This window comes from Roseitalea porphyridii (assembly GCF_004331955.1).
Classification (GTDB): domain Bacteria; phylum Pseudomonadota; class Alphaproteobacteria; order Rhizobiales; family Rhizobiaceae; genus Roseitalea; species Roseitalea porphyridii.
In genome coordinates this window covers 740968-767002 of sequence record NZ_CP036532.1, presented here as the reverse complement: position 1 = coordinate 767002, position 26035 = coordinate 740968, and the positions used below count along the sequence as shown (strand labels likewise).

At 66.5% G+C, this 26035-nt stretch carries 25 protein-coding genes and 1 tRNA gene; 12 read left to right on the top strand and 14 right to left on the bottom strand.

The genetic code is table 11. The annotated features are described in order from the left end of the window. Positions 1 to 83 precede the first annotated feature (83 nt). The gene (locus E0E05_RS03600) at positions 84 to 1442 is read right to left on the bottom strand and encodes an ABC transporter substrate-binding protein (RefSeq protein WP_131615479.1); all 1359 of its coding nucleotides are present in this window, start codon (positions 1440 to 1442) and stop codon (positions 84 to 86) included. A gap of 252 nt (positions 1443 to 1694) precedes the next feature. Between E0E05_RS03600 and E0E05_RS03595 the strand changes: the two genes are divergently transcribed. From E0E05_RS03595 to E0E05_RS03580, 4 genes are all read left to right on the top strand, one after another. Continuing rightward, complete coding sequence (locus E0E05_RS03595; RefSeq protein WP_244597913.1) at positions 1695 to 2750, top strand: LacI family DNA-binding transcriptional regulator; 1056 nt, start codon at positions 1695 to 1697, stop codon at positions 2748 to 2750. 74 nt (positions 2751 to 2824) lie between these two features. Next, positions 2825 to 2899, top strand: a tRNA-Gln gene (locus E0E05_RS03590). A gap of 159 nt (positions 2900 to 3058) precedes the next feature. Continuing rightward, positions 3059 to 4219 carry an efflux RND transporter periplasmic adaptor subunit gene (locus E0E05_RS03585; protein WP_131615477.1) on the top strand — a complete coding sequence of 387 codons (1161 nt, stop codon included), beginning with the start codon at positions 3059 to 3061 and terminating at the stop codon, positions 4217 to 4219. Between the two features lie 7 nt (positions 4220 to 4226). Continuing rightward, entirely contained in the window at positions 4227 to 7349 is a 3123-nt protein-coding gene (locus tag E0E05_RS03580) for an efflux RND transporter permease subunit (RefSeq protein ID WP_131615476.1), read from the top strand. A gap of 85 nt (positions 7350 to 7434) precedes the next feature. Here the strand turns inward: E0E05_RS03580 and E0E05_RS03575 are convergent, their stop codons facing one another. Continuing rightward, on the bottom strand, positions 7435 to 7728 hold the full coding sequence (locus tag E0E05_RS03575; RefSeq protein WP_131615475.1) for a PepSY domain-containing protein: 294 nt from the start codon (positions 7726 to 7728) through the stop codon (positions 7435 to 7437). Positions 7729 to 7854: 126 nt separating this feature from the next. Here E0E05_RS03575 and E0E05_RS03570 point away from each other — a divergent pair, with 126 nt between their 5' ends. The 4 genes from E0E05_RS03570 (at position 7855) to E0E05_RS17315 (ending at position 10462) form a co-directional block, all read left to right on the top strand. Continuing rightward, positions 7855 to 8205 carry a PepSY domain-containing protein gene (locus E0E05_RS03570; protein WP_131615474.1) on the top strand — a complete coding sequence of 117 codons (351 nt, stop codon included), beginning with the start codon at positions 7855 to 7857 and terminating at the stop codon, positions 8203 to 8205. Next, positions 8205 to 8870, top strand: coding sequence for a response regulator transcription factor (locus E0E05_RS03565; protein ID WP_131615473.1), 666 nt, complete (start codon positions 8205 to 8207; stop codon positions 8868 to 8870). The genes E0E05_RS03570 and E0E05_RS03565 overlap by 1 nt, the downstream gene beginning before the upstream one ends. Beyond that, positions 8867 to 10210, top strand: coding sequence for a sensor histidine kinase (locus E0E05_RS03560; protein ID WP_131615472.1), 1344 nt, complete (start codon positions 8867 to 8869; stop codon positions 10208 to 10210). Before E0E05_RS03565 ends, E0E05_RS03560 begins: the two co-directional genes overlap by 4 nt. A gap of 102 nt (positions 10211 to 10312) precedes the next feature. Further along, positions 10313 to 10462: a hypothetical protein gene (locus E0E05_RS17315; RefSeq protein WP_158629264.1), complete on the top strand. Its 150-nt coding sequence runs from the start codon at positions 10313 to 10315 to the stop codon at positions 10460 to 10462. Positions 10463 to 10492: 30 nt separating this feature from the next. On the opposite strand, the gene ertE is transcribed toward E0E05_RS17315, so the two are convergent. The 8 genes from ertE to E0E05_RS03520 all read right to left on the bottom strand — a co-directional run bounded on the left by ertE (position 10493) and on the right by E0E05_RS03520 (position 20264). Beyond that, positions 10493 to 11761, bottom strand: a complete 1269-nt coding sequence (gene ertE, locus E0E05_RS03555; RefSeq protein ID WP_244597911.1) for an N-carbamyl-l-glutamate amidohydrolase ErtE — start codon at positions 11759 to 11761, stop codon at positions 10493 to 10495. Between the two features lie 10 nt (positions 11762 to 11771). After that, positions 11772 to 13121: a hydantoin-5-propionate amidohydrolase gene (ertD, locus tag E0E05_RS03550; protein WP_131615470.1), complete on the bottom strand. Its 1350-nt coding sequence runs from the start codon at positions 13119 to 13121 to the stop codon at positions 11772 to 11774. A 38-nt stretch (positions 13122 to 13159) separates the two neighbouring features. Then, complete coding sequence (locus E0E05_RS03545) at positions 13160 to 13828, bottom strand: aspartate/glutamate racemase family protein (protein ID WP_131615469.1); 669 nt, start codon at positions 13826 to 13828, stop codon at positions 13160 to 13162. Position 13829: 1 nt separating this feature from the next. After that, positions 13830 to 16079 carry a TRAP transporter permease gene (locus E0E05_RS03540; protein ID WP_131615468.1) on the bottom strand — a complete coding sequence of 750 codons (2250 nt, stop codon included), beginning with the start codon at positions 16077 to 16079 and terminating at the stop codon, positions 13830 to 13832. Positions 16080 to 16126: 47 nt separating this feature from the next. Beyond that, positions 16127 to 16627, bottom strand: a complete 501-nt coding sequence (locus E0E05_RS03535) for a DUF1850 domain-containing protein (protein ID WP_158629263.1) — start codon at positions 16625 to 16627, stop codon at positions 16127 to 16129. Beyond that, positions 16624 to 17613, bottom strand: coding sequence for a TAXI family TRAP transporter solute-binding subunit (locus tag E0E05_RS03530; protein ID WP_131615466.1), 990 nt, complete (start codon positions 17611 to 17613; stop codon positions 16624 to 16626). The genes E0E05_RS03535 and E0E05_RS03530 overlap by 4 nt, the downstream gene beginning before the upstream one ends. A 169-nt stretch (positions 17614 to 17782) precedes the next feature. Then, positions 17783 to 19288, bottom strand: a complete 1506-nt coding sequence (locus E0E05_RS03525; RefSeq protein WP_131615465.1) for an amidohydrolase family protein — start codon at positions 19286 to 19288, stop codon at positions 17783 to 17785. 49 nt (positions 19289 to 19337) lie between these two features. Continuing rightward, positions 19338 to 20264 (bottom strand): N-carbamoyl-D-amino-acid hydrolase, encoded by a 927-nt coding sequence (locus E0E05_RS03520; protein WP_131615464.1) that lies wholly within the window; start codon positions 20262 to 20264, stop codon positions 19338 to 19340. Positions 20265 to 20384: 120 nt separating this feature from the next. Here E0E05_RS03520 and E0E05_RS03515 point away from each other — a divergent pair, with 120 nt between their 5' ends. Continuing rightward, positions 20385 to 21272 (top strand): LysR family transcriptional regulator, encoded by an 888-nt coding sequence (locus E0E05_RS03515; protein WP_131615463.1) that lies wholly within the window; start codon positions 20385 to 20387, stop codon positions 21270 to 21272. A 25-nt stretch (positions 21273 to 21297) separates the two neighbouring features. Here the strand turns inward: E0E05_RS03515 and E0E05_RS03510 are convergent, their stop codons facing one another. Continuing rightward, positions 21298 to 22143 (bottom strand): LOG family protein, encoded by an 846-nt coding sequence (locus E0E05_RS03510; RefSeq protein ID WP_131615462.1) that lies wholly within the window; start codon positions 22141 to 22143, stop codon positions 21298 to 21300. Between the two features lie 140 nt (positions 22144 to 22283). On the opposite strand from E0E05_RS03510, the gene dapD reads away from it, so the two are divergent. The 3 genes from dapD to E0E05_RS03495 are packed head-to-tail and all read left to right on the top strand — an operon-like array spanning position 22284 to position 24289. Next, entirely contained in the window at positions 22284 to 23147 is an 864-nt protein-coding gene (gene dapD / locus E0E05_RS03505; protein WP_131615461.1) for a 2,3,4,5-tetrahydropyridine-2,6-dicarboxylate N-succinyltransferase, read from the top strand. Positions 23148 to 23152: 5 nt separating this feature from the next. Beyond that, positions 23153 to 23539, top strand: a complete 387-nt coding sequence (locus E0E05_RS17310) for a DUF805 domain-containing protein (protein ID WP_158629262.1) — start codon at positions 23153 to 23155, stop codon at positions 23537 to 23539. A gap of 33 nt (positions 23540 to 23572) precedes the next feature. Continuing rightward, complete coding sequence (locus E0E05_RS03495; RefSeq protein WP_131615459.1) at positions 23573 to 24289, top strand: hypothetical protein; 717 nt, start codon at positions 23573 to 23575, stop codon at positions 24287 to 24289. Positions 24290 to 24305: 16 nt separating this feature from the next. Here E0E05_RS03495 and E0E05_RS03490 read toward each other — a convergent pair whose 3' ends face one another. The 3 genes from E0E05_RS03490 to E0E05_RS03480 all read right to left on the bottom strand — a co-directional run bounded on the left by E0E05_RS03490 (position 24306) and on the right by E0E05_RS03480 (position 25718). After that, entirely contained in the window at positions 24306 to 24890 is a 585-nt protein-coding gene (locus E0E05_RS03490) for a transglutaminase-like cysteine peptidase (protein WP_131615458.1), read from the bottom strand. Positions 24891 to 25063: 173 nt separating this feature from the next. After that, on the bottom strand, positions 25064 to 25366 hold the full coding sequence (locus E0E05_RS03485; RefSeq protein WP_131615457.1) for a hypothetical protein: 303 nt from the start codon (positions 25364 to 25366) through the stop codon (positions 25064 to 25066). A gap of 49 nt (positions 25367 to 25415) precedes the next feature. Then, a complete protein-coding gene (locus tag E0E05_RS03480; RefSeq protein ID WP_131615456.1) occupies positions 25416 to 25718 on the bottom strand; it encodes a hypothetical protein in 303 nt (100 codons plus the stop codon). Between the last annotated feature and the right edge of the window lie 317 nt (positions 25719 to 26035).

Genomic DNA, 26035 nt, shown 5'->3' with positions numbered 1-26035 from the left:
CACAATGGCCGGCGTGCGCTCATTGTCCTGGGATTTCGGGAGGCGGCAGACCGCCTCCCGCGCAACTCAAGCGGATGCGACGCTTACTTCAGCGCATCCCAGCTTGCCTGGATCTCGTCGGCCACGGCCTGGGCGTCCTTGCCGCCCGTATAGTCGACCATGCCGGTCCAGAAGGTGCCCGCACCGACACCTCCGGGCATCAGGTCAGAGCCGTCGAAGCGGAAGGTGGTGGCGTTGACGAGAATCTCCGCCTGACCACGCAGCGCGTCGTTGAGATAGGTATCGGGATTGACGGTCTTGAGCGGCGTCAGGAAGCCCGACTGCGCCCCGAAGACCTCATGGGCCAACGGCAGTTTCAGGAACTCGAAGAACTCATCGGTCGCGTCCGACGGATCGGTGATCGACATCAGCGTGCCGCCGCCAAGGACCGGGTTGCCCAGATCCTTCTCGGCAAAGGACGGGAAGTAGAAGAAGTCCACATCCTCGCCGAACTCGATGCCTTCCGGGAAGAAGGCGGGCACGAACGATGCCTGGCGGTGCATGTAGCACTGCGGCGGCGACGCAAACAGGCCCTTGGGCGAGTCGCGGAAGTCGGTCGAGGCCACCTGGCCGGCGCCGCCCGACACATAGTCGTCGTTGCGGGCGAACCAGCCGAACTCCTCGATGGCCGCAACGACGCGCTCGTCGTTGAAGGGGATATCGTTCGTCGTCCAGTCGTCATAGACATCGGCGGGCTGGGTGCGAAGCATGATGTCCTCGACCCAGTCGGTGGCCGGCCAGCCCGTGGCGGCGCCCGAACCAAGGCCGATACACCAGGGCGTTTCGCCTTCGGCCGCGATCTGTTCGGTCAGCGCCTTCAGCTCTTCCATGGTTTCGGGCACTTCGTAACCGGCGTCCTCGAAGTTCTCGGGGACGTACCAGACCAGGCTCTTGACGTTGACGTTGTAGAAGAAGCCGAAGAGCTGCTCGTTGCCGTCCTCGTCCGGATAGGTGCCCAGATCGACCCACGATTCGCCGGCGCCATAGTTCTCGGCAACCCATTCGCCCATGCCCTCGGGCAGGGGATGGAGCAGCCCCCTGCTCGCCATGTCGGCGGCAAGGCCGGGCTGCGGGAAGACCGCAACATTGGGTGCCGAACCCGCTTCGGCGTCGATGACGATCTGCTGCTCGAACGAGTCCGAGCCGGTGTAGATGACTTCGGCGCCCGTGGCTTCGGCAAAATAGGCGATCACCGAGCGGAAGACGCCGTCTTCTGGCTGCAGCCAGGGTCCGGTGATCGTCACGGTCTGGCCGCTCAGGTCGGGCGCCGACTCGGCCCATTCATTGTAGCTGTCCCAGCTGAAATCTCCTTCGCCGACGGGGAAAACGAGATCCTGAGCATGGACGCTGCCGGCAGCCAGCACTGCAAGGCCGGCCACGCCGGCCAGAAGAGTTCTTTTCATCGGTGATCCTCCCAGATCGATTGTTACGCTCACTGAACGTTGCCTCAAACCAGGCGCGGTCAAAGCGCTTTGGCTTCGCGGACATTGAGCATGCGGACGGTCCGAGTCAAGCGCTTTGTCCACACCGTGCGCGGTCCCGGGTTTCGCTGCGGCGCGAAAAAGGCGATAGCGATGCCGGGGCTTGCCAGCGGGCCCTTTGTGCGGCTTGATATGCCGTTCAAAGCCCTTTGAGCGGACGTGCGGGAGGGAATATTGGCCAACCTCAGACAGCTTTCGGAAAAGCTGGGGCTTTCGCAGACCACCATCAGCCGGGCCCTGAACGGCTATCCGGAAGTCAGCGAGGCGACGCGCCAGCGCGTGATCGAAGCGGCCCGTCAATATGACTACGAACCCAACTCCAGCGCAAGGCGTCTGGCAACAGGCAAGGCGCGCACGATCGGGCATGTGATTCCCGTCGCCAAGCACGACATGATCAACCCGCACTTCACCGACTTCATCGCCGGGGCGGGCGCGGTCTACAGCCAGCGCGGCTACGACATGCTCATCTCGGTGGTCGACGGCGACAAGGAGGCGGAGACCTATCGGGCGCTCAGCCGCAACCGCCGCGTCGACGGGGTGATCGTGCACGGGCCGATGGCGCATGACGAGCGGCTGCCGCTGCTCGCCGAGATCGGACTGCCGTTCCTTGTGCATGGCCGCACCCTGCAGGCCGAGGACAGCTACAGCTGGGTCGACGTCAACAACCGACGCGCCTTCCGTGAAGCGGCGCGGCACCTGATCGCGCTCGGCCATCGGCGGATCGGCCTGGTCAATGGCTGGGAGCACATGGTGTTCGCCCAGCGCCGGCGCGAAGGCTACGAGGAGGCGCTGCGCGAGGCCGGGCTGGAGCCCGATCCGGCGCTGATGTCCAGCAACGAGATGATCGAGCCGGCCGGCTACGAGGCGATGAAGCGCTTCCTGATGCTGCCCGATCCGCCCACGGCGGTGATATGCTCGAGCGCCCTGCCCGCACTCGGGGTGATGGGCGCGGCACGCGAATTCGACCTGATGCCCGGAACCGGCATGTCGATCATCTGCTATGACGACAATCTGTCGTTTCTGGACATCGGGCCGGGCGGCATGGGCCTGACCGTCATGCGTTCGGGCATCCGCGAGGCGGGCCGCCACTGCGCGATGATGCTGATCGACCGGATCGAGGGCAAGGCGACGCCGTCGCAGATGCTGCTGGAAGCCGAACTGGTGCAGGGTTCCAGCACCGGGCCGCCGCCGGCGGCGCTCGTGGCGGGAAAAACGTCGGCCGACCGTTGACAGGCCGGACCGATGCAGGTTTATCCCGCCTCCACCCGGCCCTATGTTCTCTTAGGGCCGCGGCAACAGCGCGTTGGGGCGTAGCCAAGCGGTAAGGCAGCGGTTTTTGGTACCGCCATGCGCAGGTTCGAATCCTGCCGCCCCAGCCACCTCCTCCGTCATGCGCCGGCATGGATACGGCGCCACCGTTGGCCGTTCGGCCCGGCCCTTCGACCGCCCGTCGCGGTCGAGACCCGGCAACTTCGCCCTACTCTTTTGGGGCTCGCCGCCCTATGTTCGGCGACGTTCCACTTCTCGCAGGCCCGTTCATGAAACTTCTCAGCCAGGTGCTGTTGTCCCTCGGTCTCGTCGCGGTCGCGCTCTACGTCTGGATCACCCAGGTTCCGTCGGCGGCGGGGTATCTCGAGCGGTTCGGGCTCGCCGAGCGGCTGGGTCTCGAGGCCGCCGAGCCGGCGACGCAAACCGCCGGACGCGGCGGCTGGGGCGGCGGCGGTCCGACCTCGGTCGTGGTCGCGCCGGTCGCGGAGGGCAAGATCGACGACAGGCTTGAGGCGATCGGCGACGGGCGGGCGCTGCACACGGTCACGCTGCGGTCGGATGTCACCGGCGTGATCGTCGAGATCGCCGTTATGGGCGGCAGCTTCGTCGAACAGGGCGACGTCGTGCTGCGCCTCGATGACCAGGCCCGGCAAATCGCCGTCGAGCGGGCGCGGCTGAACCTTCAGAGCGCGACCGAGGACGCCGAACGCCTGTCGCGTCTCAGCGATTCGGGCGCGGTGACGGAAGTCAGCCTGCGCGAGGCGCGTCTCGCCGTCCAGACCGCCGAACTGGCCCTGCGCGAGGCCGAATATGAACTCGCGCAGCGCACCCTGCGCGCCCCGCTTTCGGGCTGGATGGGCGTTCTGGACCTCGCCGTCGGTGACCGGCTCAACAGCCAGGACGTGGTCGCAACGATCACCGACCGCTCGAAGATCCTGATCGACTTCCAGGTTCCCGAACGCGCCGTCGCCTTCATCGACGACGGCATGCCGATCACGGTCCGGCCGCTCAGCCTGCCGGGTGTCGAGCTTCAGGGCACGGTGCGCGCCATCGACAACATCGTCGACCGCGAGAGCCGGACGCTGCGCGTTCAGGGCGAGGTCGACAACAGCGGCGACCGGCTGCGCGCCGGCATGGCTTTCACGGTGACGATGAGCTTTCCCGGCGAGAGCCTTCCCTCGGTCGACCCGCTCGCGGTGCAATGGTCCGACGAGGGCTCGTTCGTGTGGGCGGTGCGCGAGGGCAAGGCCGTCCGGGTTCCGGTGACGATCCGCCAGCGCAACGCCGACAGCGTGATCGTGGCGGCCGATTTGTCGCCGGGCGAACTCGTGGTCACCGAAGGGGTCCAGAACCTGCGCCCCGGCGCCGAGGTCGACGTGCCCGACGGGCCGGTGGCCGAGAGCGGCGGCACCGTCCCAAGCCAGGGATAGACCGGTCATGGCGCGCGACAGGGACCTTTCGGCGATAGCGGGATCAGGCACGGCCTTCTTCGTGCGACGGCCGATCGTCACGCTCGTGATCAGCGCGCTGATCGTGCTGGCCGGTCTTGCCTCGCTGTTCGGTGTCGAGATCCGCGAACTGCCAAATGTCGACCGTCCCGTCATCACCGTCACGACCGAATATTCGGGCGCTTCGCCCGAAAGCGTCGACCAGGAACTGACCAGCCGCATCGAGGGGGCGCTCGGCCGCGTGCCGGGCGTGCGCACGATCTCGTCGAACTCGCGCTTCGGCCGCAGCCGCGTGACGCTGGAGTTCGAGGACAGCGCGGACCTTGACGTTGCGGCAACCGACGCGCGCGACGCGGTCGCCCGCATCGCCAACCAGTTGCCCGAAGGCGCCGAGACACCGCGCGTGGTCAAGGCCGACGCCAACGCCCAGCCGGTGATCCGCATCGGCGTGACCTCGACCCTGCGCTCGCCGCAGGACCTGACCCGGATCGTCGAGGAACGGGTCGAGGACCGGCTGATCTCGATCGAGGGCGTGGCGGACCTTCAGGTCTATGGCGATCGCCAGCCCGTGTTCCGCGTCGACATCGACCTCGACCGGCTGGCCAGCCGCGGGCTGACGCTCGGCAATGTCCGGACCGCGCTCGCCGACGTCGCCTATGACGCGCCGGCGGGCGATCTGGCCGGCGACCGCCAGTCGATCAACGTCAGGACCACGGCGACCGTCGCCACCGAGGAAGCGTTCGAGGCGCTCGAGCTGACCGAAGATGTCCGCCTTGGTGATGTCGCCAACGTGCTGCTCGGGCCGGCGACCAACGAGACGCTGCTGCGCACCAACGGCCAGACCGGGCTCGGCATCGGCGTGATCCGGCAGGCGACCTCGAACACGCTCGAGATCTCGGCCGACGTGCGCGCGGTCGTGGCCGAACTCGATGCGTCGCTGCCCGACGACATCTCGATCTTCGTGACCTCCGACGACGCCACCTTCATCAACGGCTCGATCCGCGAGGTGCTGCGCACGCTGGGCCTTGCCGTGGCGATCGTGGTCGTCGTCATCTTCGTCTTCCTGCGCGACTGGCGCGCCACGCTGATCCCCGCCCTGACCATCCCGGTCGCGCTGATCGGAACGCTGGCGGCGATCTATCTGGTCGGGTTCTCGGTCAACATCCTGACCCTGCTCGCGCTCGTGCTCGCCACCGGGCTTGTCGTCGACGATGCGATCGTGGTGCTCGAGAACATCGTGCGGCGGCGCAACGAGGGGATGGGCCCGCGCGCGGCCGCCGTGCTCGGCACGCGCCAGGTGTTCTTTGCGGTCGTCACGACGACGGCGACGCTGGCGGCGGTGTTCGTGCCCTTGTCTTTCCTGCCCGGACAGGCCGGCGGGCTGTTCCGCGAGTTCGGCTTCACGCTGGCGATCGCGGTGCTGATCTCATCGTTCGTCGCGCTGTCGCTGGCGCCGATGCTGGCGAGCCGGCTGCTGACGACCGAGAGCGATGCCGGCCGGCGCGGGCCGATGATCTGGCTGGGCGCACGGCTGGCCGCGCTCTATCGCGGCTCGCTGTCGGCGGCGCTGTCCTATCCGCTGGTCGTCATCGTCGCATCGCTGCTTTTTGCGGCCACCGCGGCGATGGTCTTCGGCACGATCCGTCAGGAGCTGACGCCGCGCGAGGATCGCGCCGTGGCGCTGCTGTCGGTGTCGGCGCCGCAGGGCGTCTCGCTCGAATACACGACGTCGAAGATGCGCCAGATCGAGGAACTGGTCGCGCCGCTCCAGCAAAGCGGGGAGATCACCAACACGTTCTCGATCGCCGGCTTCGGGTCGGGCAATCGCGGCTTCATGGTGTTCACGCTGGCCGACTGGGATGAACGCGCGCGCAGCCAGAACGAGATCGTCGGCGATATCAATCGCGCGCTCGGCAGCGTGATCGGCGTGCGCGCGTTTGCGATCCAGCCCAATTCGCTCGGCATTCGCGGCGCCGGGCGGGGGCTGAGCTTCGCGGTCACCGGCAACAGCTACGAGCAGCTCGCCACGGTCGCCCAGGATCTGGTCGCGCGGATGCAGGAGAACACCGCCTTCGGCCAGGTGCGGCTCGAATACGAGCTGACCCAGCCGCAGCTTTTCATCGAGATCGACCGGGAGCGCGCTTCGGACCTCGGCGTCGACATTTCCGGCCTGGGCGAGGCGCTCGGCGCGGTGCTCGACGGCCGCACCGTCGGCTCGGTCTTCATCAACGATCTCAGCTACGACATCCAGATGGTGTCGACCTCCGACCGGGTGGACGATCCGGGTGATCTTCGGAACATCTTCGTGCGGGCGGGCGACGGCACGATGGTGCCGATGGCGACGTTCGTCACGCTCGAGGAACGGGCCGTGGCCCCGGAACTGGCGCGCGAGGGGCAGAACCGGTCGGTCGAGATATCGGCCTCGCTGACGCCGGAGTTCGCGCTCGGCGACGCGCTTGCCGAGGTGCGCACGCTCGCCGACGGCGTCCTCGCCGAGGAAAACCGGATCGTGCCGTTGGCCGAAGCGGCGACGCTCGACCAGACGAGTTCCGGGCTGCTTCTGACGTTCGGCTTTGCGATCGTCGTCGTCTTCCTTGTGCTGTCGGCGCAGTTCGAAAGCTTCGTTTCGGCGATCGTGGTCATGGTGACCGTTCCGATCGGCATCGCCTGCGCGATCTTCGCACTGCTGCTGACGGGCCTGTCGCTGAACGTCTACAGCCAGATCGGCTTCGTCATGCTGATCGGGATCATGGCCAAGAACGGCATTCTGATCGTCGAGTTCGCCAACCAGCTTCGCGACGCGGGACAGGACGTGCGCTCGGCGATCACCGACGCGGCGACGATCCGCCTTCGGCCGGTGATGATGACGATGACCTCGACCGTGTTCGGCGGCGTGCCGCTGATCCTGTCGACGGGTGCCGGGGCGGAGGCGCGCGAGGCGCTGGGCTGGGTCATCGTTGGCGGCCTCGGCCTTGCGACGGTGGCGACGCTCTACCTGACGCCGGTCGCCTTCCTGCTGCTCGCCCGCTTCACCCGCCCCCGCGCGACCGAAGAAAGCCGGCTCGAGGAGGAACTGGGCGAAGCGCTCGAAAGCCCCGAGCCCGCCGAATAACAGGCCGGCGTTCGGCCGCTCGGGGCGCACGGCCGCGGGGCGGAAGGGCTTTCGCCGATCCGCCCCTGACGGCGGAGGGATGGCGTCAGCGATCGACCCTCCACTCGAGCACCTTGCCGGTGACCGGATGGATATCGACATCGATCTCGCGGCCATTGGCATCGTACAGATCGACATCGTAGTAGCCGTCGTCGTCGAACTCGATCTCGTCGACCCGGTAGCCCTCCGCCTCGAGCTTGCCGATGACTTCGGACATGCTCATCCTTTCGCCGGTCGCCGGGATGGCTTCAAGGACCTTGCCGTCGGAGGCCTGTGCGGTGATGGCGAAGCTGCCGATGGCGAGTGCGGCGGCGGTGACGATGAGGGTTGCGTGTTTCATGATCGATATCCTTTCTTCGGGAGCGGCGATTGCCGCGTTTACGGTTCCCTTGTGCACCACCGGTGCTGATGGCCCCCTGACGGGATCTGTCAGCGAACTGTCAGCCGCGCTCACCTAGAAGGCGTCATGCGCAAATCCCTCCTGCCATTGCTCGTCGCGATGCTCGTCGTTCCCGGGACGGTCGGTGCCGACGATCAGGATCGCGCGCTTCAGGCCGTCGAGCGCGGCGAGATCATGCCGCTCGCCGAAATCCTCGCCATCGTCGACGAACGGTTCGGCGGTCGGGTGATCGAGATCGAACTGGACCGGGACGACGGCCTCTACGTCTACGAAATGGAACTGGTCAGCGCGCAAGGGCGGCTCTACGAGGTCTATGTGGACGCCGCGAGCGGACGGATCATCGAACTGGAAGCCGAAGATGATTCCTATGACGACGATTACGAAGACTATGAAGACTATGAAGACGACCGGGACTGATGCGGGCACTCGTCGTCGAGGATGATCAGCGGATCGCGTCCGATCTCGACGCCGCCCTCGGCGCGGCGGGGTTCGTCGTCGAGAGTTGTGCGGATGGCGAGGACGCCTGGTTCCTGGGCGACACGGAGGATTATGCGTTGATCGTGCTCGATCTGGGCCTGCCGGGAATGGACGGGCTGAGCGTGCTCAAGCGCTGGCGCGCGAACGGGCGCAACATGCCGGTGCTCGTGCTGACCGCGCGGGGCGCGTGGATGGAGCGCGTCGAAGGCATCGAGGCGGGGGCCGACGACTATCTGCCCAAGCCGTTTCGGATGGAGGAACTGGTCGCCAGGGCGCGGGCGCTGGTCAGGCGCGCGGCGGGCCAGGGCGCGGCGGTGCACGACATCGGCGCGCTGACGGTCGACACCAACCGGATGAGCGTCGCCGTTCGCGGCGTTCCGGTGCGGGTGACAGCGCTCGAATACCGGCTGCTGGCCTATCTGGCGCTGAGCAATGGCCGCGTCGTGCCGCCCGGCGAACTGCTCGAACATCTCTACGGCGACGACGATGCGCGCGAGGCCAACGCGCTCGAAGCCATCATCGCGCGGCTGCGCCGCAAGCTGGGCGCGGGGATCATCGGCACGCGACGCGGCTTCGGCTATTTCCTGGAAGGGTCAGCGGCTTGACGCGGCTGTCGCTGCGCTGGCGTCTGGTCGTCGCGGGGGCGGCGGCGATCATCGTCGCGCTCGGCCTTGCGGCGGCCGGGCTTGCCGCCCTGTTCGCCGGCCACGTCGAACGGCGCGCCATCGCCGAACTGGAAGTGCATCTGGATCAGGTGCTGGCCGGGCTCGCGCGCGACGAAATGGGCGCTCTTTTCGTCGCGCCGCCCGCCGATCCCCGCTTCCAGCGGCCCTATGGCGGGCTCTACTGGCAGATCGACCTGGCGACCGACACGCTGCGCTCGCGGTCGCTGTGGGACTACCGTCTCGACCTGCCGGCCGACGAAGTCGCCGACGGGGCCGTCCATGTCCACAGGATCGGCGGGCCGGGCGAGGCGTCGCTGCTGGCGCTCGAACGCATGGTGTCGCTGCCCGCGCCGCTCGGCGGCGGACGCGTGCGTGCGGCTGTGGCTCTCGATGCGGCCGAGCTCGACGCCGCGCGCAACGCCTTCCTCGCCGATCTGGCGCCGTATCTGGGTCTGCTCGCGGTCGTGCTGATCGCGGCCGGCTGGGTCCAGGTCGGCGTCGGCCTCAGACCGATGCGGCGGATCGGCGCGCGCGTCGCCGCCATCCGTTCGGGCCGCGCCGACAGGATCGGCGAGGACTGGCCGGCCGAAGTGCGACCGCTCGCCGCCGAACTCGACGGACTTCTCGCCGCGCGCGAGGCGGACATCGTCCGTGCCCGCGCCCGCGCGGGCGATCTCGCGCACGGGCTGAAGACACCGCTGCAGGCGCTGATGGGCGAAGCCGGGCGCCTGTCGCAGGCCGGCGATGGCGCGCATGCCGGGAGCATCGAGGCGATCGCCCGCGCCATGCAGCGCCATGTCGACCGTGAACTGGCGCGCACGCGCGTCGCCGCCGAGGCGGTCGCCTCCCGCTGCGATGCGGCCGGGGTCGGCCGCCGGGTCGTCGAGGTCGCGCGCCGGACGGCGACGGGCGAAGGGCTGACCTGGCACGTGGACGCCGGACCGCAGGTTCCGATGGCCGCGATCGACGCGGCGGACCTTGCCGAGGCGCTCGGCGCGCTGGTCGAGAACGCGGCCCGCCATGCGCGCGACCGGGTCGACCTGGTGGTTGCGCACGCGGACGGCGCGGTCAGCGTTGCGGTGCGCGACGACGGGCCGGGGATCGCGCCGGATCTTCTCGAAAAGGTGACCGCGCGCGGCATTCGCCTTGATGAGACCGGGACGGGGCTCGGGCTTGCCATCGCCGCCGACATCGCGGAGGCGGCCGGCGGCCGGCTGGCACTTGCCAACCGTCCCGACGGGTTCGAGGCGCGCCTGGTCCTGCCGGCGGCGGCATCATAGGGCGCGACAACGTCTCTCGTCAGCGTGCTGTCAGCCGGAGGTTGCTATCAGGGTCGCACACGGGCGCCGAACGGCGGCGCCGACACCCCAATGGAGACAAGGATGGAACAGATCGACGTGACCCCGAACGACAACGAACCGCGCCGCCCGATCGACTGGCTGAAGGAAGAGATCACCGTGTCGCTGCCGCGCTGGTGGCCGGTCGTCGCCGCGATCGCCGCGCTCGGATTGGTCGCCGTGGCGCTCGACTGACGCGCTGCCACCCCCGCCGCAGCGCGGTTGTCACAGCCGCCGGTCATACAGACGTATGCCGTCGAGCATGACCTGCGCGCCCGTGGCGAGGGCCTTCTTGTCCGCCCACTCTTCCGGGCAGTGACTGCGGCCTTTCAGGCACGGAATGAAGATCATGCCGCTCGGGCCGATCCGCGCCATGTAGGCCGCATCGTGGCCCGCGCCGCTCGGCATCCGGACATAGCTTGCCCGGTTCATTTCGGCCGCCTCCACCAGCGCCGATTGCACGGCCTGATCGCAGCCGATCGCGGCGCCGTCGCTGATCCTGTCCGCCTGGAGCGCGATGTCGCGCCGATTGCAGACTTCCCGAAATCTGGCGAGAAATGTCTCGTAGAAGCGATCGACCTGTTCGTTGCTGTTGGAGCGGACCTCGATCGCAAGATCGACGAAGCCGGGCACGACATTCGATCCGTTGGGAACGACATCCAGCTTGCCCACGGTGGCGACCAGATAGGCTCCGTCGGTCTGCTGGGTCGACGCCAGCGTCTCGGCTTCCTGAACCAGTATCGCCGCCGCGACGAGCGCGTCCTTGCGCCGGTTCATGGGCGTGGTGCCCGCGTGGGCCGCCTCCCCGGTAAGCCTGATCCGGTAGCGCGTGATACCGACGATGTCCGTGACGATGCCGATATCGACCGCATCCTGTTCAAGGACCACGCCCTGTTCGATATGCAGTTCGAAGAACCCGGCCAGATCGTCCCGGTCGCGCAGGGGCGAGCCGAGACGTTCCGGGTCGCCGCCCATGGCGGCGATGCCCTCGGCCGTGCTGGTTCCGTCAGCGGCGACGTAGGCAAGTTGCTGCTCGGTGAGTACGCCGGCAATCGCGCGGCTGCCGATGCAGGAGAAGCCATACTTGTTCGGCTCCTCGGCAAGAAAATCGACCACCTCGAATGGATGACGCAGCCGCTCGCCGTTCTCCGCCAGCGTCTGGGCCACTTCCAGTGCCACAAGCACACCGGCGATGCCGTCGAAGCGGCCACCACGGGGAACCGTGTCGGTGTGCGAACCGCTGACGATGGCGGCGCGCCCGTTCTCCGAACCGGCCAGCCGGCCGATCAGGTTCGCACCGGCGTCGATGCGCACATCGAGGCCGGCCTGCTTCATCTGCCCGGTCAGCCATTGCCTGCCCTCCGCGTGGAGATCGCTGAAGGCGACGCGGCTGTAGGGCCGATCCGGATCCGTGATCGCGGCGAGTTCCGCGATGCGCTGCCACAGCCGGTCAGCATTGATCGAAAGCGTGGATGGGGTCTGACCTGAAAGCACGTTCGCCCCCTCAAGCACGGCCGAAGGGTTTGACGAATCCGCCGAAACCCTCGGCGGAGACGACATCCTTGCCGTCCCAGACCTTCTGGCCGCGCACATAGGTGGCCCTGACCTGCGGCAGCGACATGCCGTCGTAGAGGCTCCAGTCGGAAACTGTCTGGCTTGCCTCCACGGTCCATGGCGCCTCGGTCGGATCGATGATGGAGAAATCGGCCTCCGCGCCGGCCCAGAGGGCGCCCTTGCGGGGCTGCAGGCGGAAATGACGGGCCGGATTGCCCGACAGGACCCGGGCGGCCATCGACAGATCGACACCGCGCTCCAGGCAGCCCTTGACCAGCAGCGGCACCATCACCTCGATGCTGGGTCCGCCCGAGGCGTTCTTGAGCATGTCCGGATCGTTCTTGCGGTCGAGCGACCAGGCGACATGGTCTGTCGAGACGAGATCGATGTTGCCCGCCGCAAGATGGCGCCAGAGCGCCTCGCGCTCGCTGGCCGGACGGATGGGCGGGTTGATCTTGGCCTTGCCGCCGAGGCGCGCGCCGTCCTCGTCCTCGCTGAATACGAAATAGTGGATGCAAACCTCGACGCTGGCGTCGAACCCCTGACGGCGATAGCCCTCGCAGATCTCGATGCCGCGCCCGATCGAGCAATGGACGACATGGGCGCGGCAGCCGGTGTATGCGCCGATCTCGTATATTTCCGCCATCGCCAGCGCCTCGGCGAAGTCCGTATGGCTCTTGCCATGGGCGGTATGGTCGGTGAGACCCGCCTTCTTGACCATTTCGAGGTCGTGCATGACCGTTTCGTGGTTTTCGTTATGAACGCCGGCCGCCAGGCCCGACGGCGCGATCGCGGCGAACGCATCGCGCATCAGCCACGGCGGGATGCGCGGAAAGCGGACGGGATCGGTTCCGAAGGTCGAGAACTTGAAGCCGCAGACCCCTGCCTCGATCTGCTCCTGGATGCGCACCGTGCCTTCGTCGGGATGAATGGTGCCGTAGATGGCCACATCGACATGTGACTGTCGTTCGGCATCATCGGCCTTGGACCGGACCGCATCAGCGCTGCAGACGAGCAGACCCTCGTCATAGGGCATCTCGACGATGGTCGTCACGCCACCCGCCGCCGCGGCACGCGTGCACGCGGCGAGCCCTTCGCTGCCCTTTTGCGAGCGCGAATGCACCTGCGCGTCGACGGCGCCGGGGAAGATATAGGCCCCATCGGCATCGACCCGCTCCCGAGACGAACCCGGGTCACTGGCGGTGACACCGACGACCTCGCCGTTGAGGACGCTCAGATAATGTCCCCGCCGGACCCCTTGCGTCGTCACCACGTCACCGCGCACCACAAGATCGAACATGTTTCACCTTTCCTTAGAGATCTGCCCCTCGCGGGGGTTCATGTCGGCAGAAGCGCACCGAGGGCCCGCGCCGCCGCGGCCTGGACCGGATCGATCACGACCATGCCGGTGTCGCGCTGAAGCCGGCTGCGATGCCCGGCCATGCCCGCGCATCCCAGAACGACCGCGCCGGCGCCGTGCGTGTCGCGCAGTGTCCGTGCCGCCTCGCCTAGTTTCGGATAGACCGCCTCATTGCCGACCGCGTCGGCGACGCTGATCGACAGCGGCAACTCGCCGGCCAGCCTGTCGGCCACGCCGAGCCGGCGAAAGATCGGCTTGTGGCGACCCACCGATGCCTCGGACAATGCCAGCACGCCGAACTGGTCGGCATGCGTCAGGGCGGCGAAGACACCGCATTCACCGATGCCGAACACGGGCTTGTCGGTCACCGTGCGGCACGCCTGAAGGCCCGGGTCGAGAAAGCATCCGATGATGAAGGCGTCGTAGCGGTCGTCCTCGTCGCGAACCATCTGAGCCAGAAGAGGCGCAACGACAGCGGCATCGAGGTCGCTTTCGATCCCGAGCGGCGCGCCGTCGAGGGACCGTGTGTCGAAGTCCACTCCCGTCGAGCCCGAAAGGCCAGCAACGGCCTTTGCCATGGCGCCGGTGACCGCCGCATTGGAGTTGGGGTTGATGATCAATACCCGCGCGTTGCTGAGAATGACCATGTCAGACCTCCCCGGTCACCGCGCGCCGTGCGTCGCGGAAGTTGCTGGCCAGGATCACGATGGCAACCAGGGCTGCCACTGCGATCGTCGGCACGTGATCGAACACCAGGCAGAGACCGCAAAGCATGAGGATGCGCGAACGGGCCTTGCCCAGCGGGGCGAATGCGAAACCGGTGAAGCCGACTGCCAGCGACACAATGGACAGGATGCCGCTCGCGAGCGCCAGCGCGAACGTGGCGGGCTCGAAGTCGATCAGCAGCAGCGCAGGGCTGTAGACGAACATGAACGGCACCAGCAGCTTGGCGATCGACAGACGGAAACCGATGATGGCGGTGCGCATCGGGTCCGCTTGAGCGACCGCCGCACCGGCGAACGCGGCAAGCGCGAACGGCGGCGTCAGGTCCGACAGAAGGCCGAAATAGAAGACGGCGAAATGGGTCGCGAGCAGCGGAACGCCGAACTCCAGAAGCGCCGGTGCGACGATCGCCGACAGGATGATGTAGAGCGGCACGGTCGGCATGCCGCAGCCCATCAGGATGCAGGCCATCGCGGTCAGAACGAGCGCGCAGAACAGGATAGCGCCACGGTCGCTGATCAGGTCGAACGGATCGACCAGGGCGATCAGGTCGGCCCCCATCTGGGCGGCCGACAGGACGGCTGCCGACAGTTTGAAGCCGATGCCGGTCAACGTCACCGTGCCCAGTATGAAGCCGACGCAGGCGCAGGTCGCCGTGATGGCGAGCGTGAAGCGCGCTCCTTCTTCGAACGCGCCGACGATCCGCCGCGGCGTGAGCGCGTTACCATCGCCGCCGCCCGCCAGAGCCGGCACGCCGACGGACCGGGCGAGCAGCGGTATGTAGGACGCCACGATCACCAGGATGATGCCCCAGAAGGCGGCCGTGAACGGGGTGAAGCGCATAAGAAGCAGCGTCACCATGGCGATCGGCGGCAAGGCGAGGTGCCAGTACTGGCGGGCGACCGCCAGGGCGCTCGGTATCTGGTCGGCCGGCAGCGCGCCCAGCCCCAGCCGTTTCGCCTCGAAGTGCACCGACAGCAGCACCGACAGATAGTGGAAGGCGGCCGGCAGGATGGCGATCAGGATCAGTTCCACATAAGGCACGCCCAGCGACTCGGCCATCACGAAGGCCGCCGCGCCCATGATGGGTGGGGTCATCTGGCCGCCGGCGCTGGCCGACGCCTCGACGGCGCCCGCGAACGGGGCGCGGAAGCCAGTCTTCTTCATCAGCGGAATGGTCAGCGAACCGGTGGTGACGGTGTTCGCCACGGTCGATCCGGAAATCATGCCGAACATGGACGACGAGACGACCGAAACCTTGGCCGGACCGCCGGAGAATCGGCCCGCGATGGCCGTGGAAAGGCCGATGAAGAGCTGGCCGAGACCCGAGATCTGCGCGACGACGCCGAACAGGATGAAATGGAAGACGAACGTGGCGACGACGCCCGTCGCAACGCCATAGATGCCTTCGGTGCCCAGATACAGATGGTTGATGATGCGCTGCATGCTGAAGCCGCGATGGGCGATCTCGGCGGGCAGGTCCGGCCCGAGCACGGCATAGAACAGGCAGAACATGCCGATCGCCGGCAATGCCGAGCCGATCGTGCGGCGCGTCGCCTCGGCCACGAGGATCAGGGCGAGCGCGCCCATGAGATAATCGCGGGCGATCGGCTGGCCGACACGAGCGATGAATATCTCGTCGAAGAAGACGATCAGGTAGAGAGAGAAGCTGGCCGCCACGATCATCAGCAGATAGTCGGTCGGCCCGATTCCGCTTTCACGTCGCCCGGCGATCCGGTTGCCGGTCAGGTTGGGCAGCGACAGGAGCACGATCAGGGCAACGGCGAGCCAGAACAGGATCGATTCGGGCGCCGCCGCCGCAAGCTCGAGCTCGGTCCACACGTTCCAGCTAATCCAGAGATAGCAGCCCGAGAAGAACGCCGTGGCGACCGTCGAGCGGGTGGTCCAGAGGCTGTCCGCGCGCGAGAACAGCAGGAAGATGAGCGCCATCGAGACGGCCAGGTGCACCGAGCGGTGGATCACCTCGGTGAGGACGCCGAAGCCGGCCGTATAGAAATGGTATGCCGACAGTCCGAACGCCAGCACGGTGACGAACCTTGCCGTGAACCCCATGACGGACCGGAAGTTCGTCTCGGGATCGACGATTTCCTGGAGATGGGCGACGTCGTCACCCGATGGCCGCGCCTGGCCTTGTGTCGAACTCGCGCCGCTCATGACACGGTGGTCTCCTGGCTGTTGGCTTTGTGCGCTGGCAGGCCCGGTCAGCCTCGGCAGGTCTGAACCGGCCGTATGCCGATCGGCCCGTCGCCGACCGCTTCGCCAAGGTCGACGCTCATGGCGCCTTCGATCCGGTTGTTCTGGGACTTCTGCACGCGAACCGTGAGCGCCGGGATCGGCCGATCAAGTTCGAGATGCAGGCGCCCGTCGTCGTGCGTCAGTCGGCCTTCACCGTCAACCGTTGAACTGGCCATGCCGTATCCGGGATCGGTGAAGACCTCGCCGATCTGCACGATCTGGCCGCCCCGAATCCGGTACCGGCTGACAACGTCGGTGCCGAACACCGAGTGCGTGTAGGCAAGCCGGAAACCCGGTTCGCCAACCGCGAGAGGCACCATGCCGACCACCGTGTCCGAGCGCGGGTCGAAAAGTTCGAGTTGCCACCGGCAATCGGCCTTTTCGGACGCCGCGCCCAGGACCGGGGAGGTCAGCATGGCCGCGGCAAGCATCGGCAAGCCGCGGCGGATGCGCGTCGTCGAGATCACTCGAGCTCGATGCCGGCTTCTTCGAAGAAACGCGCGGCGCCCGGATGAACGGGGATGGAGACAGAGTCGAGCGCGCTCTCAAGGGCCACATTTCGGCCCTGGACATGCACCTTCGCCAGCGTCTCGGTGTTGTCGTAGATCGCCTTGGTCACCGCGTAGACGACATCATCCTCCAGGCCGTCATGCGCCACCAGCAGGGCACGCAATCCGAGCGTCTGGATGTCCTCGTCCTGACCTTCATAGGTGCCGGCCGGCACCACGGTGGACGAGTAATAGGGCTGGGCTTCGCGGATCCGCGCGATCTCATCGTCGGTCAGGGCAAGCAGGCGGATATCATGGCTGCTCGCGAGATCCTGGATCGCAACGGTCGGCAAACCGCCGATCGCGAAGAAGGCGTCGATGTTGCCGTCGCGGAGTTTGTCGACAGCCTGGCTGAAGCTGGAGAAGTCTTCGCGGACATCGTCCCGCTCCATGCCGAAGACGTCGAGCACGTCGCCGAAGAGCTGATACATGCCCGAGCCGGCGGGGCCGGACGAAACGGTCTTGCCCGCGAGATCTTCAAAGCTCTCGATGCCGGATTCGCTGCGCACGACGACCTGAACCGTTTCGGGGAACAGCGCGCCGATGGCCCGCAGGTTGGTCACCGCCCCGTCATCGAACTGGGCCGTGCCACGATAGGCCTGATCGGCAATGTCGGCGCCCATCATGCCGGCCTCGATCGCCTCGTCCTGCAGAAGGCGCGCATTGGCGACCGACGCGTTGCCGGTCTCGGCGGTCGCGATGATGCGCGCGCCGTCGACCTGGGCGTTGTTGGAGATCACCTGGGCGATCATGCCGCCGAGCGGATAGTAGACCCCTCCGGTCGATCCCGTGGCTATGCCGAAAAATATCCGTTCGGCCGAAGCCGCCGGACCGACGGCCGCTACAGCCACGACCATGCTCGCGGCGACTGCCGCCGCCTTCGATTTCCAGTTTGCAAATGACATCGCTTCCTCCGTTGTGTGCTGCTTTGCTCCGGCGACCGGGTGAGAAACCGCATCCAAGACGGCGTCGGCCTGACCCGAAATGCCGGACGCAAGGCGCGTCCGGCACCACTATCGCAACCGCTTTCCTATAATGTCTAATAAATTCAGGGGCACTATCTATAATGGAAACCTATTCTTTGACAGGATCGCATATGAGCCGTTCGACCGGATAGGGTTCCCTGCAGAGGCACAGGCAGTGCTTCGCCACATGACGTTCCAGTTGCGCGGAAATCTGCCGGTTCTCCGCCGTTCGCGCACGAAGCTCCTCGGCGGCATCCTGGGCCCTGCGGACCAGGCTCCGGCAGTCGAACCGTGTGAAACGGCCATTATCGAGAACCATGCGCCCGTTGACCATGACGCTCTTCACCGAGGTGGCGTCCTCGGAATAGACGAGCAGGTTCACCGGGTCGTTGAACGGCACCAGATTGATGTTGTCGAGGTCCAGAAAGACGATGTCCGCCCTTGCGCCGATCTCGATGCGCCCCGTGGCCGTGGCAAGGTCGAGGATCGCGGCCCCCTCGGATGTCGCCATCTTCAGGGCCTCGCCTGCCGACACCCAGCGGTCCGGGTCGACATCGGCAACGCGCGACACGTTCGCCGCAAGGCGGACCGCTTCGAACATGTTCTGATTGTCCGAGGAGTTGGTGCCGTCCGATCCGACACCGACCCGGACGCCCGCGTCGAGCAGTTTGCGGATCGGTGCGACGCCGGTTCCAAGGCGCAGGTTGCTGCCCGGATTGTGCGCCACCGCGCATCCGTTGGCGGCAAGACGGGCGATGTCGTCATCATCGAGCCAGATACCGTGGGCAGCGGTGAAGTTCGGCCCGAGCACACCCAGCGCGTCCAGATGGGCGGTCAGGGTGCGGCCGTATCGCTTGAGCGCCGAGACGGCCTGGGTCCTGGACTCGGCAAGATGGGTATGCAGCCCCACCCCGTGCGCCCTCGCAAGGTCCCGGCAGCGTTCCAGGAACGGGTCGCTGCAATGCAGGGGTATGGTCGGCGCGAGCGCGGGCTTGGCCTCGTCGGCCGGGTGCGTCCAACTCTCCAGGAAGGTCTGGCATGCCGCCGCCGTCTCCTCGAACGGGTTCAGCGCGAACTGTCCGGCCTGCCGCCGCAGCGGCTCGGGCAGGCTGTCCATGAGGCCCGGCACGGCTTCGTAAAGGCTCATATCGGCGAGCATGGGGGCGATCACGACGCGCGCACCCACGTCGCGATAGGCCTGCGCGACGGTGCCCATGCCCTCGGGCGTCGGTGCGGGAAACTCGAAATAGAGATCGTAGGCGGACGTGCAGCCCTTCAGGATCATCTCCGCAGCATTGAGCGCGGCGGCGATGTATTTGTGCTCCATCGTGCGCTTGCCGGAAAGCCAGGGTCCGGCATTGAGCAGCAGTTCGAGCGTCCAGCGATCGCCCATTCCGCGACCAAGGCTGCCGTGGCCGTGCGTGTGCGCGTTGACGAGACCGGGAATGAGCAGCCGGTCGGTCGCGTTGACGATCTGTGTCGTCACACCGCGACTCTCCTCGGGACTGACAATGTCGACGATCGTGCCGTCGTCGATGATCAGGTCGCGATAGGGAGCGGAGGACCCGTCAGGTTCGAGCACCCGTCCGCCGCGAACGCAGATTTTCTCGCTCATCGTTTCTCCTGATCGTTTGGCGCATGGGCGCGTAGGGGCTTCGGGCGGATTACCGGTCGGCGCCGGCCTGCGAAACGATGCGCTGATAGAATTCCGGGCGACGATGCCTGGCGAAATTGAAGATGTTGGCCCTGTAGTAGTGGCAACGATCGAGATCGCAATCGGCAACAATTAGCTCGTCTGCATCGGTGGAGGCCTGAGCCACGATCTCGCCGGTCGGCGCGATGATCGCGCTGCCGCCGATCAGCCGGTGGCCATCCTCGATGCCGGCCTTGGCGACGCCGACCACCCAGGTCGAGTTCTGGTAGGCGCCCGCCTGCATGGTCAGGTGATTGTGGAACATGCGCAGTTCTTCAGGCTCGTCCGACAGGGAATCGGCGGCCGGCGTGTTGTAGCCGATCAGGATTATCTCGACATCCTGCAGACCCATCACGCGATAAGTTTCGACCCAGCGTCTGTCGTTGCAGATCGCCATACCCACCCGGCCCCCGAACGCGTCCCAGACGCGGAAGCCGGTGTCGCCGACCTCGAAGTAGCGCTTTTCGAGATGCTGGTGCCGGCGCTCGTTCTCATAGTCGGAATGACCGGGCAGATGGATCTTGCGGTACTTGCCGACGATGACGCCGGACCCGTCGACGAGGATACTGGTGTTGAAACGCCTGGCGCCGGCTGCTTGCACCGACAGTTCCGCATAGCCGAGATAGAAGCCGACGCCGAGCCGGCGCGCTTCTTCGAACAGCGGCCGCGTGGCCGGCCCCGGCATCTCAGTCTCGAAATAGCCGTCCATCTCGCCCGGTTCGGCATACCAGCGCGGAAAGAAGGTCGTCAGGGCGAGTTCGGGAAAGACCACCAATTCGCAGCCGCGCCCGTGCGCGGCGCGCAGCAGTGCAATCAGTCGTTCGACCGTCCGTTCCTTCGTGTCCGATCTCGCCACCGGGCCCATCTGGGCGCCGCCAACCCTGACTATCCGCGTCATCGCAGTCCCACCGTTTTTGCGGAAACTAGCGGCGCCGACCTATTATGTCGTATGAAATAGTGGCCCTATAATATAATGTCCGGTTATGAGCCAGGAGCGACGCCATGAGGAAGCCAGGCAATGAAGTTGAGACAGCTCGAGGCCTTCTACGCGGTGGTCCGCAATGGAACCACCGCCGCAGCCGCTCACGAACTGGGCGTGTCACAGCCCAATGTGAGCAATCTGGTGCGTCACATGGAGGACCAGATCGGTATCGAACTGTTCGCCCGGCGCGGCGGCCGGCTGATCCCGACGGTCGAGGCCGAGCGAATCTACCAGGACCTCGAGCCGGTGTTTTCGCTCCTCAAGGGCGTCGAGCAGCGCATTTCGGACCTGCGTGAACTGAACGCGGGATCCTTGCGCGTCGTCGCCACGCCCAGCATGGCGTCTTCAATCGTCGGGCACGCACTGAAGCGCTTCCTCGAGCGCTGGCCGAACATCCACGTCACGCTCGACATTCGCCGTATGGAGAACCTGATCGACAAGATCCAGACGCGCCAGGCCGAGGTCGGCGTCGCGCTGTCGTTCGAGGAGCATCCGTCGATGCACACCGAGCCAATCCACGAGGGCCGCTTCGTCGCCGTCCTGCCGAAGGGGCATCCGCTCGCCGCCGAAGCCGTCGTCACGCCACCACTTCTGAACGGGCATGCGATCATATCGATGGAGCGCGGCACTCCGCTCGGCCTGAAGGTGGCGCGGGCGTTCAAGGCTTCCGAAGTGGACTACAAGTGCTCGGTGGAGACCCGGTATGGCTATACGGCGTGCTGCATGGCTGGCATGGGCATCGGTGTCGCCCTGGTCGACGAGTTCATTGCGCGCGCCACCGAGTTCGCGCACCTGGAGAAGCGGCCCTTCGAGCCTGTCGTTCCGGTCGTGGCGTATCTGGTCCATTCACGCGAGACGCCCCTGAGCAGGATCGCCCAGAACTTCTCGGAGATCCTGCAGGAGGAGATCAGACAGGGCAGCTGACGAGCGGCCACCCCCGCCGCGCCGTCTAGGTCAGCGCGTAGAAGTCCGCGATCACGTTCCAGGCCTCGGCGGCGGTGTCGACAAACGAGATCAGCTCGACATCGGCCGGCGAGATCGTGCCCTGTTCGGCGAGGAAATCGAGGTTGATCGCGCCTTGCCAGAACGCCTTGCCGAACAGAAGGAACGGGACCCGCTCCATGCGGCCGGTCTGGATCAGCGTCAGCGATTCGAACAGTTCGTCCATCGTGCCGAAGCCGCCGGGGAACACCGCGATCGCCTTGGCGCGCAAGAGGAAGTGCATCTTGCGGATCGCGAAATAGTGGAAGTTGAAGCACAGTTCGGGCGTCACGTAGGCGTTCGGCGCCTGCTCGTGCGGCAGCACGATGTTCAGGCCGATCGAAGGCGCGCCGACATCGTCGGCGCCGCGATTGCCCGCTTCCATCACGCCAGGCCCGCCGCCGGTGACGATGACGAACTCCTTGTAGAGCGTCGCGGCGGCATGGCGCGAGCAGAGGCGGGCGAACTCGCGCGCCTCGTCATAATAGACCGCGTTCGCCTCGAGGTTCTTCTTCTGCGTTTCGTTCTTGGCCGCCCAGGCCTCTCCGCCCGGTTCGGGAATGCGGGCGCCGCCGAACATGACTACGGTCGAGCGGATGCCGCGCTCGGCCAGCAGCAGTTCGGGCTTGAGCAGTTCGAGCTGCAGCCGCACGGGCCGCAATTCCTCTCGGCACAGGAAATCGGTGTCGTCGAAGGCGAGCCGGTAGGCCGGCGCGCGCGTCTGCGGCGTGTCGGGCACCTTGCGGGCGCGATCCTTGTCGCGGTGCGAGGGGACCAGCGGATCCCAGACCTCGTCGCGTCGGTAAGCGCTCATCGGCGTGCCTCCCTGACCGTGGCGCGGCGCACCCCGCCGCTTTCGATTGACCTTGCGGGCCGCCCTCGCCTAGGACATGCCCGCCGCCGGGCGCAGCTGTTAGCACCGCGCACGGCCTCCCACAATCAAAGGATGTGTTCATGTCCGCTGCCGCCAGCCACGACCATGCAAGCCTCGAAAAGACCATCGAGACCGCTTTCGACGAACGCGAGGGCGTGACCACCGAAACGCGCGGCGAAGTGCGCGAGGCGGTCGAGGCCGCGCTGAACCTGCTCGATTCGGGCAAGGCGCGCGTCGCCTCGCGCGAGGCCGACGGAAACTGGACCGTCCATCAATGGCTGAAGAAGGCGGTCCTGCTGTCGTTCCGGCTCAACCCGATGGAGATCATCAAGGGCGGGCCCGGCGAAGCGACCTGGTGGGACAAGGTGCCCTCCAAGTTCGACGGCTGGTCGGCGGCCGAGTTCGAGCGCGCCGGGTTCCGCGCGGTGCCCAACTGCACGGTGCGCCGGTCGGCCTTCGTCGCCAGGGGCGCGGTGCTGATGCCGTGCTTCGTCAATCTTGGCGCCTATGTCGACGAGGGCACGATGGTCGACACATGGGCGACGGTCGGCTCGTGCGCGCAGATCGGCAAGAACGTGCACCTGTCCGGCGGCGTCGGCATCGGCGGCGTGCTCGAACCGATGCAGGCCGGCCCGACCATCATCGAGGACAATTGCTTCATCGGCGCGCGCTCGGAAGTGGTCGAGGGCTGCATCGTGCGCGAGGGCTCGGTGCTCGGCATGGGCGTGTTCATCGGCAAGTCGACCAAGATCGTCAACCGCGCCACCGGCGAAATCTCCTATGGCGAGGTGCCGCCCTATTCGGTCGTCGTCGCCGGCTCGATGCTGGGCAAGCCGTTCCCGAACGGCGAGCCGGGCCCGAACCTCTACTGCGCGGTGATCGTCAAGCAGGTCGACGAGCGCACCCGCGCCAAGACCGGCATCAACGAACTGCTCAGGGACTGACCGGCGTGAGCGGCGCGCCCGACCATCCCGTCACGGTTCCCTGGGTCCTGTTCGGTTTCCGGGGCCGGATCGGGCGCAAGTCGTTCTGGCTCGGCGCGCTGGGCATGCTGCTCCTTCAGGGCGCGGTGATCGCGCAGATCCTCGGCGCGCCCGAGGACAGCGGCCGGCAGGCGCTGTGGGGTCTGGTGCTGCTGGCGGTGTGGATCGCCTCGGCCTGGGTGCTGGTCGCGCTCGCCGTCAAGCGGCTGCACGATATCGGCCTGCCGGCGATCCTCGCGATCGTGCTGCTGATCCAGCCGGTCTCTTACATCGCCTTTCTCGTGCTGGCATTCTGGCCGTCGACGCAGGAAACCAACGAGCACGGCCCGCCGCCCTTCCCGCGCGCCCAGTAAGCGGCGATTAAGCTCGGCGTGCGAGGATGGGCGATGCCTTACCGCACGCTCGACCGGGCCAAGATCTCCAGGACCGCCGAACGGCTCGAGCGCCGCATCGCCGAGCGTTTTCCGCGCTCCAGCCTGCGCGAGGTGGCCGAGGAACTGGTCTCTCTCTCAGAGGACCTGGGCGAGGACGCGCAGACGCTGGGACAGCCTCTCGTGTGGCTCCGGCTCATCGTGGCCGTCTTCGTCGCGCTCGCGGCGGTGATGTTCGCCTTCGTCGGCACGTTTCTTTCGTTCGACCGCCTGCTCGCGCCCGGTGAAGCGTTCGACTTCGTGCAGGGGCTCGAGGCGGCGATCAACACGGCCGTGTTCGCCGGCATCGGGCTGTGGACGCTGATCTCGCTCGAGGAGCGGTTGAAACGGCGCCGGGCGCTCAAGAGCCTGCACGCGCTGCGTTCGGTCATCCACATCATCGACATGCACCAGCTGACGAAGGATCCGGCGGCGTCCAGGCCCGGTATCATGCCTACGGCCAGTTCTCCCAAACGCGTGCTGACGCCAGGCGAACTCGAACGCTATCTCGACTATTGCTCGGAAATGCTGTCGATCGCGGGCAAGCTGGCCGCGCTCTACGCACAGGCGCTCAACGACAGCGTCGTCGTGGAGGCGGTCAACGACATCGAGGCGCTGGCAACCAACCTGTCGCGCAAGATCTGGCAGAAGATCATGCTGATCAGCCGCGACGAGACGGCAGTGGCCGCCTGAACGCGTTCATGCGTCGTCAGCGCAGCGTGACGCGATCGGGGTCGCCCGTGCGGCCCGTCACCCGCACCCATTTCGCTGCGTCGGTCGCCGACTGAAGCTTGGCGAAACGCATGCGCGATCGGTTTACCGGAAGCACCTCGTCGGTGTTGTTGTCCAGCACCAGATCACCCTGCGTCGTCCTGACGACAAGCACCGCATGCACCTCGCCGCGACTGCGGCCAACCGCGATGCGAAGATGGCCGGGCTTGAAGCCGCGACGCAGAAGCTTGTTGCGCTTGGCAAGGACATAATCCTCGCAATCTCCGGCGCTTGTGCTCGCGAGCCAGATCTCGCGCGTCCCGTGCGCCTTCTGATCGGACATCGGCTCGATGGAGCGGTTCACGGCCAGATTGACCTGGTTGAGCGTGGCAAGACGCGCATCCGCCAGTGCGCCGACGCCGCCATGGCGGCCGCAATCGTAGCGGTGGCGCTGACAGTATTCCATGTGTCCGTAGGGGACCGAGGCGCTGCGGCCGGTGGTCAGCCAGGAGGAGGCAAGCGCGGACGACAGAGCCAAGGGCGACAGGAACAGTGCGATCGACAGTCCGGTCCTTACCAACATGGCCCCAACCCCACCATGACCTGACGCCCGGTGTGGGCGTCGTGGTCCTCATCCAACTGTAGTCCACCTTGAGACGGGGATGCATCGGGAGCCAATCAAAATCAGTTTACTGCGGGACCGCGCGCCGGCGTAGGGCGTGCGGTCCCGTCTTGTAAGGCCCACCGGGCGGACCGTCAGTTGTAGACGGGCGAACCGTCGCCGAGGCGTGCGCGGAACGGCTCGTCGGCATTGCCGCCACCGATCGATGCGGTCGGCGTGAAGTCGATGCCGCGGTCGCGGTTGATGTAGACCGGCGAGCCATCGCCGAGGCGGCCACGCTCGACATAGTCCATCGTTCCGCCGATCGAGGCGGTTGCCGAGAAGTCGATGCCGGACTGGCTCGGTGCGGGCGTGTACACGTCCAGAGCCGTGGACTGGGCGAAGGCGCCGGTGGTGGCAGTGACAGCAAAGGCTGCCGCGAGAAGGATCGTTTTCATGTCATTTCTCCTGTTGGGTCGATGTCCGAAGCACGCTCAGGTGCCTGGTTCAGTTGTAGACGGGCGAACCGTCGCCAAGGCGTGCGCGGAACGGCTCGTCGGCATTGCCGCCACCGATCGATGCGGTCGGCGTGAAGTCGATGCCGCGGTCGCGGTTGATGTAGACCGGCGAGCCATCGCCGAGGCGGCCACGCTCGACATAGTCCATCGTTTCGCCGATCGAGGCGGTTGCCGAGAAGTCGACGCCGGACTGGCTCGGTGCGGGCATGTACACGTCCAGAGCCGTGGACTGGGCGAAGGCGCCGGTGGTGGCGGTCAGAGCAACGGCGGCTGCGATCAGGATGGTTTTCATGTTCATCTCCATTCGGTTGGTTTCATCCCCGTTCGGGGCGCTTCGGCGACGTTTCGTCTGTTCGCCTTGGCTGACCGGAAGATGGGGCGGCGGGTCGGCAAACTGCCAATGACGAAATCGTAAGCCGGCTCACGCCTCTGTGTTCTTGACCTGCTGCGGGGTGCGCCTTACGACACAATTTTCCTTTTTAATACCAATGACTTGAATGAAATGGGACAATCACGTGTCACGTGACCCGCGCCGCGTCGTTCACGTACCGGAGCCATTGCGTTCAGCGATGTGTGAACGCAAACCGGTTTGTCGTTACCCCCGAGGCG

What these genes read in the sequence shown, in the direction of transcription:
- E0E05_RS03600 (WP_131615479.1), bottom strand. Translation starts at nt 1,442, where the DNA reads ATGAAAAGAACTCTTCTGGCCGGCGTGGCCGGCCTTGCAGTGCTGGCT.
- E0E05_RS03585 (WP_131615477.1), top strand. Translation starts at nt 3,059, where the DNA reads ATGAAACTTCTCAGCCAGGTGCTGTTGTCCCTCGGTCTCGTCGCGGTC.
- E0E05_RS03580 (WP_131615476.1), top strand. Translation starts at nt 4,227, where the DNA reads ATGGCGCGCGACAGGGACCTTTCGGCGATAGCGGGATCAGGCACGGCC.
- E0E05_RS03575 (WP_131615475.1), bottom strand. Translation starts at nt 7,728, where the DNA reads ATGAAACACGCAACCCTCATCGTCACCGCCGCCGCACTCGCCATCGGC.
- E0E05_RS03570 (WP_131615474.1), top strand. Translation starts at nt 7,855, where the DNA reads ATGCGCAAATCCCTCCTGCCATTGCTCGTCGCGATGCTCGTCGTTCCC.
- E0E05_RS03565 (WP_131615473.1), top strand. Translation starts at nt 8,205, where the DNA reads ATGCGGGCACTCGTCGTCGAGGATGATCAGCGGATCGCGTCCGATCTC.
- E0E05_RS17315 (WP_158629264.1), top strand. Translation starts at nt 10,313, where the DNA reads ATGGAACAGATCGACGTGACCCCGAACGACAACGAACCGCGCCGCCCG.
- ertD (WP_131615470.1), bottom strand. Translation starts at nt 13,121, where the DNA reads ATGTTCGATCTTGTGGTGCGCGGTGACGTGGTGACGACGCAAGGGGTC.
- E0E05_RS03545 (WP_131615469.1), bottom strand. Translation starts at nt 13,828, where the DNA reads ATGGTCATTCTCAGCAACGCGCGGGTATTGATCATCAACCCCAACTCC.
- E0E05_RS03540 (WP_131615468.1), bottom strand. Translation starts at nt 16,079, where the DNA reads ATGAGCGGCGCGAGTTCGACACAAGGCCAGGCGCGGCCATCGGGTGAC.
- E0E05_RS03530 (WP_131615466.1), bottom strand. Translation starts at nt 17,613, where the DNA reads ATGTCATTTGCAAACTGGAAATCGAAGGCGGCGGCAGTCGCCGCGAGC.
- E0E05_RS03525 (WP_131615465.1), bottom strand. Translation starts at nt 19,288, where the DNA reads ATGAGCGAGAAAATCTGCGTTCGCGGCGGACGGGTGCTCGAACCTGAC.
- E0E05_RS03520 (WP_131615464.1), bottom strand. Translation starts at nt 20,264, where the DNA reads ATGACGCGGATAGTCAGGGTTGGCGGCGCCCAGATGGGCCCGGTGGCG.
- E0E05_RS03515 (WP_131615463.1), top strand. Translation starts at nt 20,385, where the DNA reads ATGAAGTTGAGACAGCTCGAGGCCTTCTACGCGGTGGTCCGCAATGGA.
- E0E05_RS03510 (WP_131615462.1), bottom strand. Translation starts at nt 22,143, where the DNA reads ATGAGCGCTTACCGACGCGACGAGGTCTGGGATCCGCTGGTCCCCTCG.
- dapD (WP_131615461.1), top strand. Translation starts at nt 22,284, where the DNA reads ATGTCCGCTGCCGCCAGCCACGACCATGCAAGCCTCGAAAAGACCATC.
- E0E05_RS03495 (WP_131615459.1), top strand. Translation starts at nt 23,573, where the DNA reads ATGCCTTACCGCACGCTCGACCGGGCCAAGATCTCCAGGACCGCCGAA.
- E0E05_RS03490 (WP_131615458.1), bottom strand. Translation starts at nt 24,890, where the DNA reads ATGTTGGTAAGGACCGGACTGTCGATCGCACTGTTCCTGTCGCCCTTG.
- E0E05_RS03485 (WP_131615457.1), bottom strand. Translation starts at nt 25,366, where the DNA reads ATGAAAACGATCCTTCTCGCGGCAGCCTTTGCTGTCACTGCCACCACC.
- E0E05_RS03480 (WP_131615456.1), bottom strand. Translation starts at nt 25,718, where the DNA reads ATGAAAACCATCCTGATCGCAGCCGCCGTTGCTCTGACCGCCACCACC.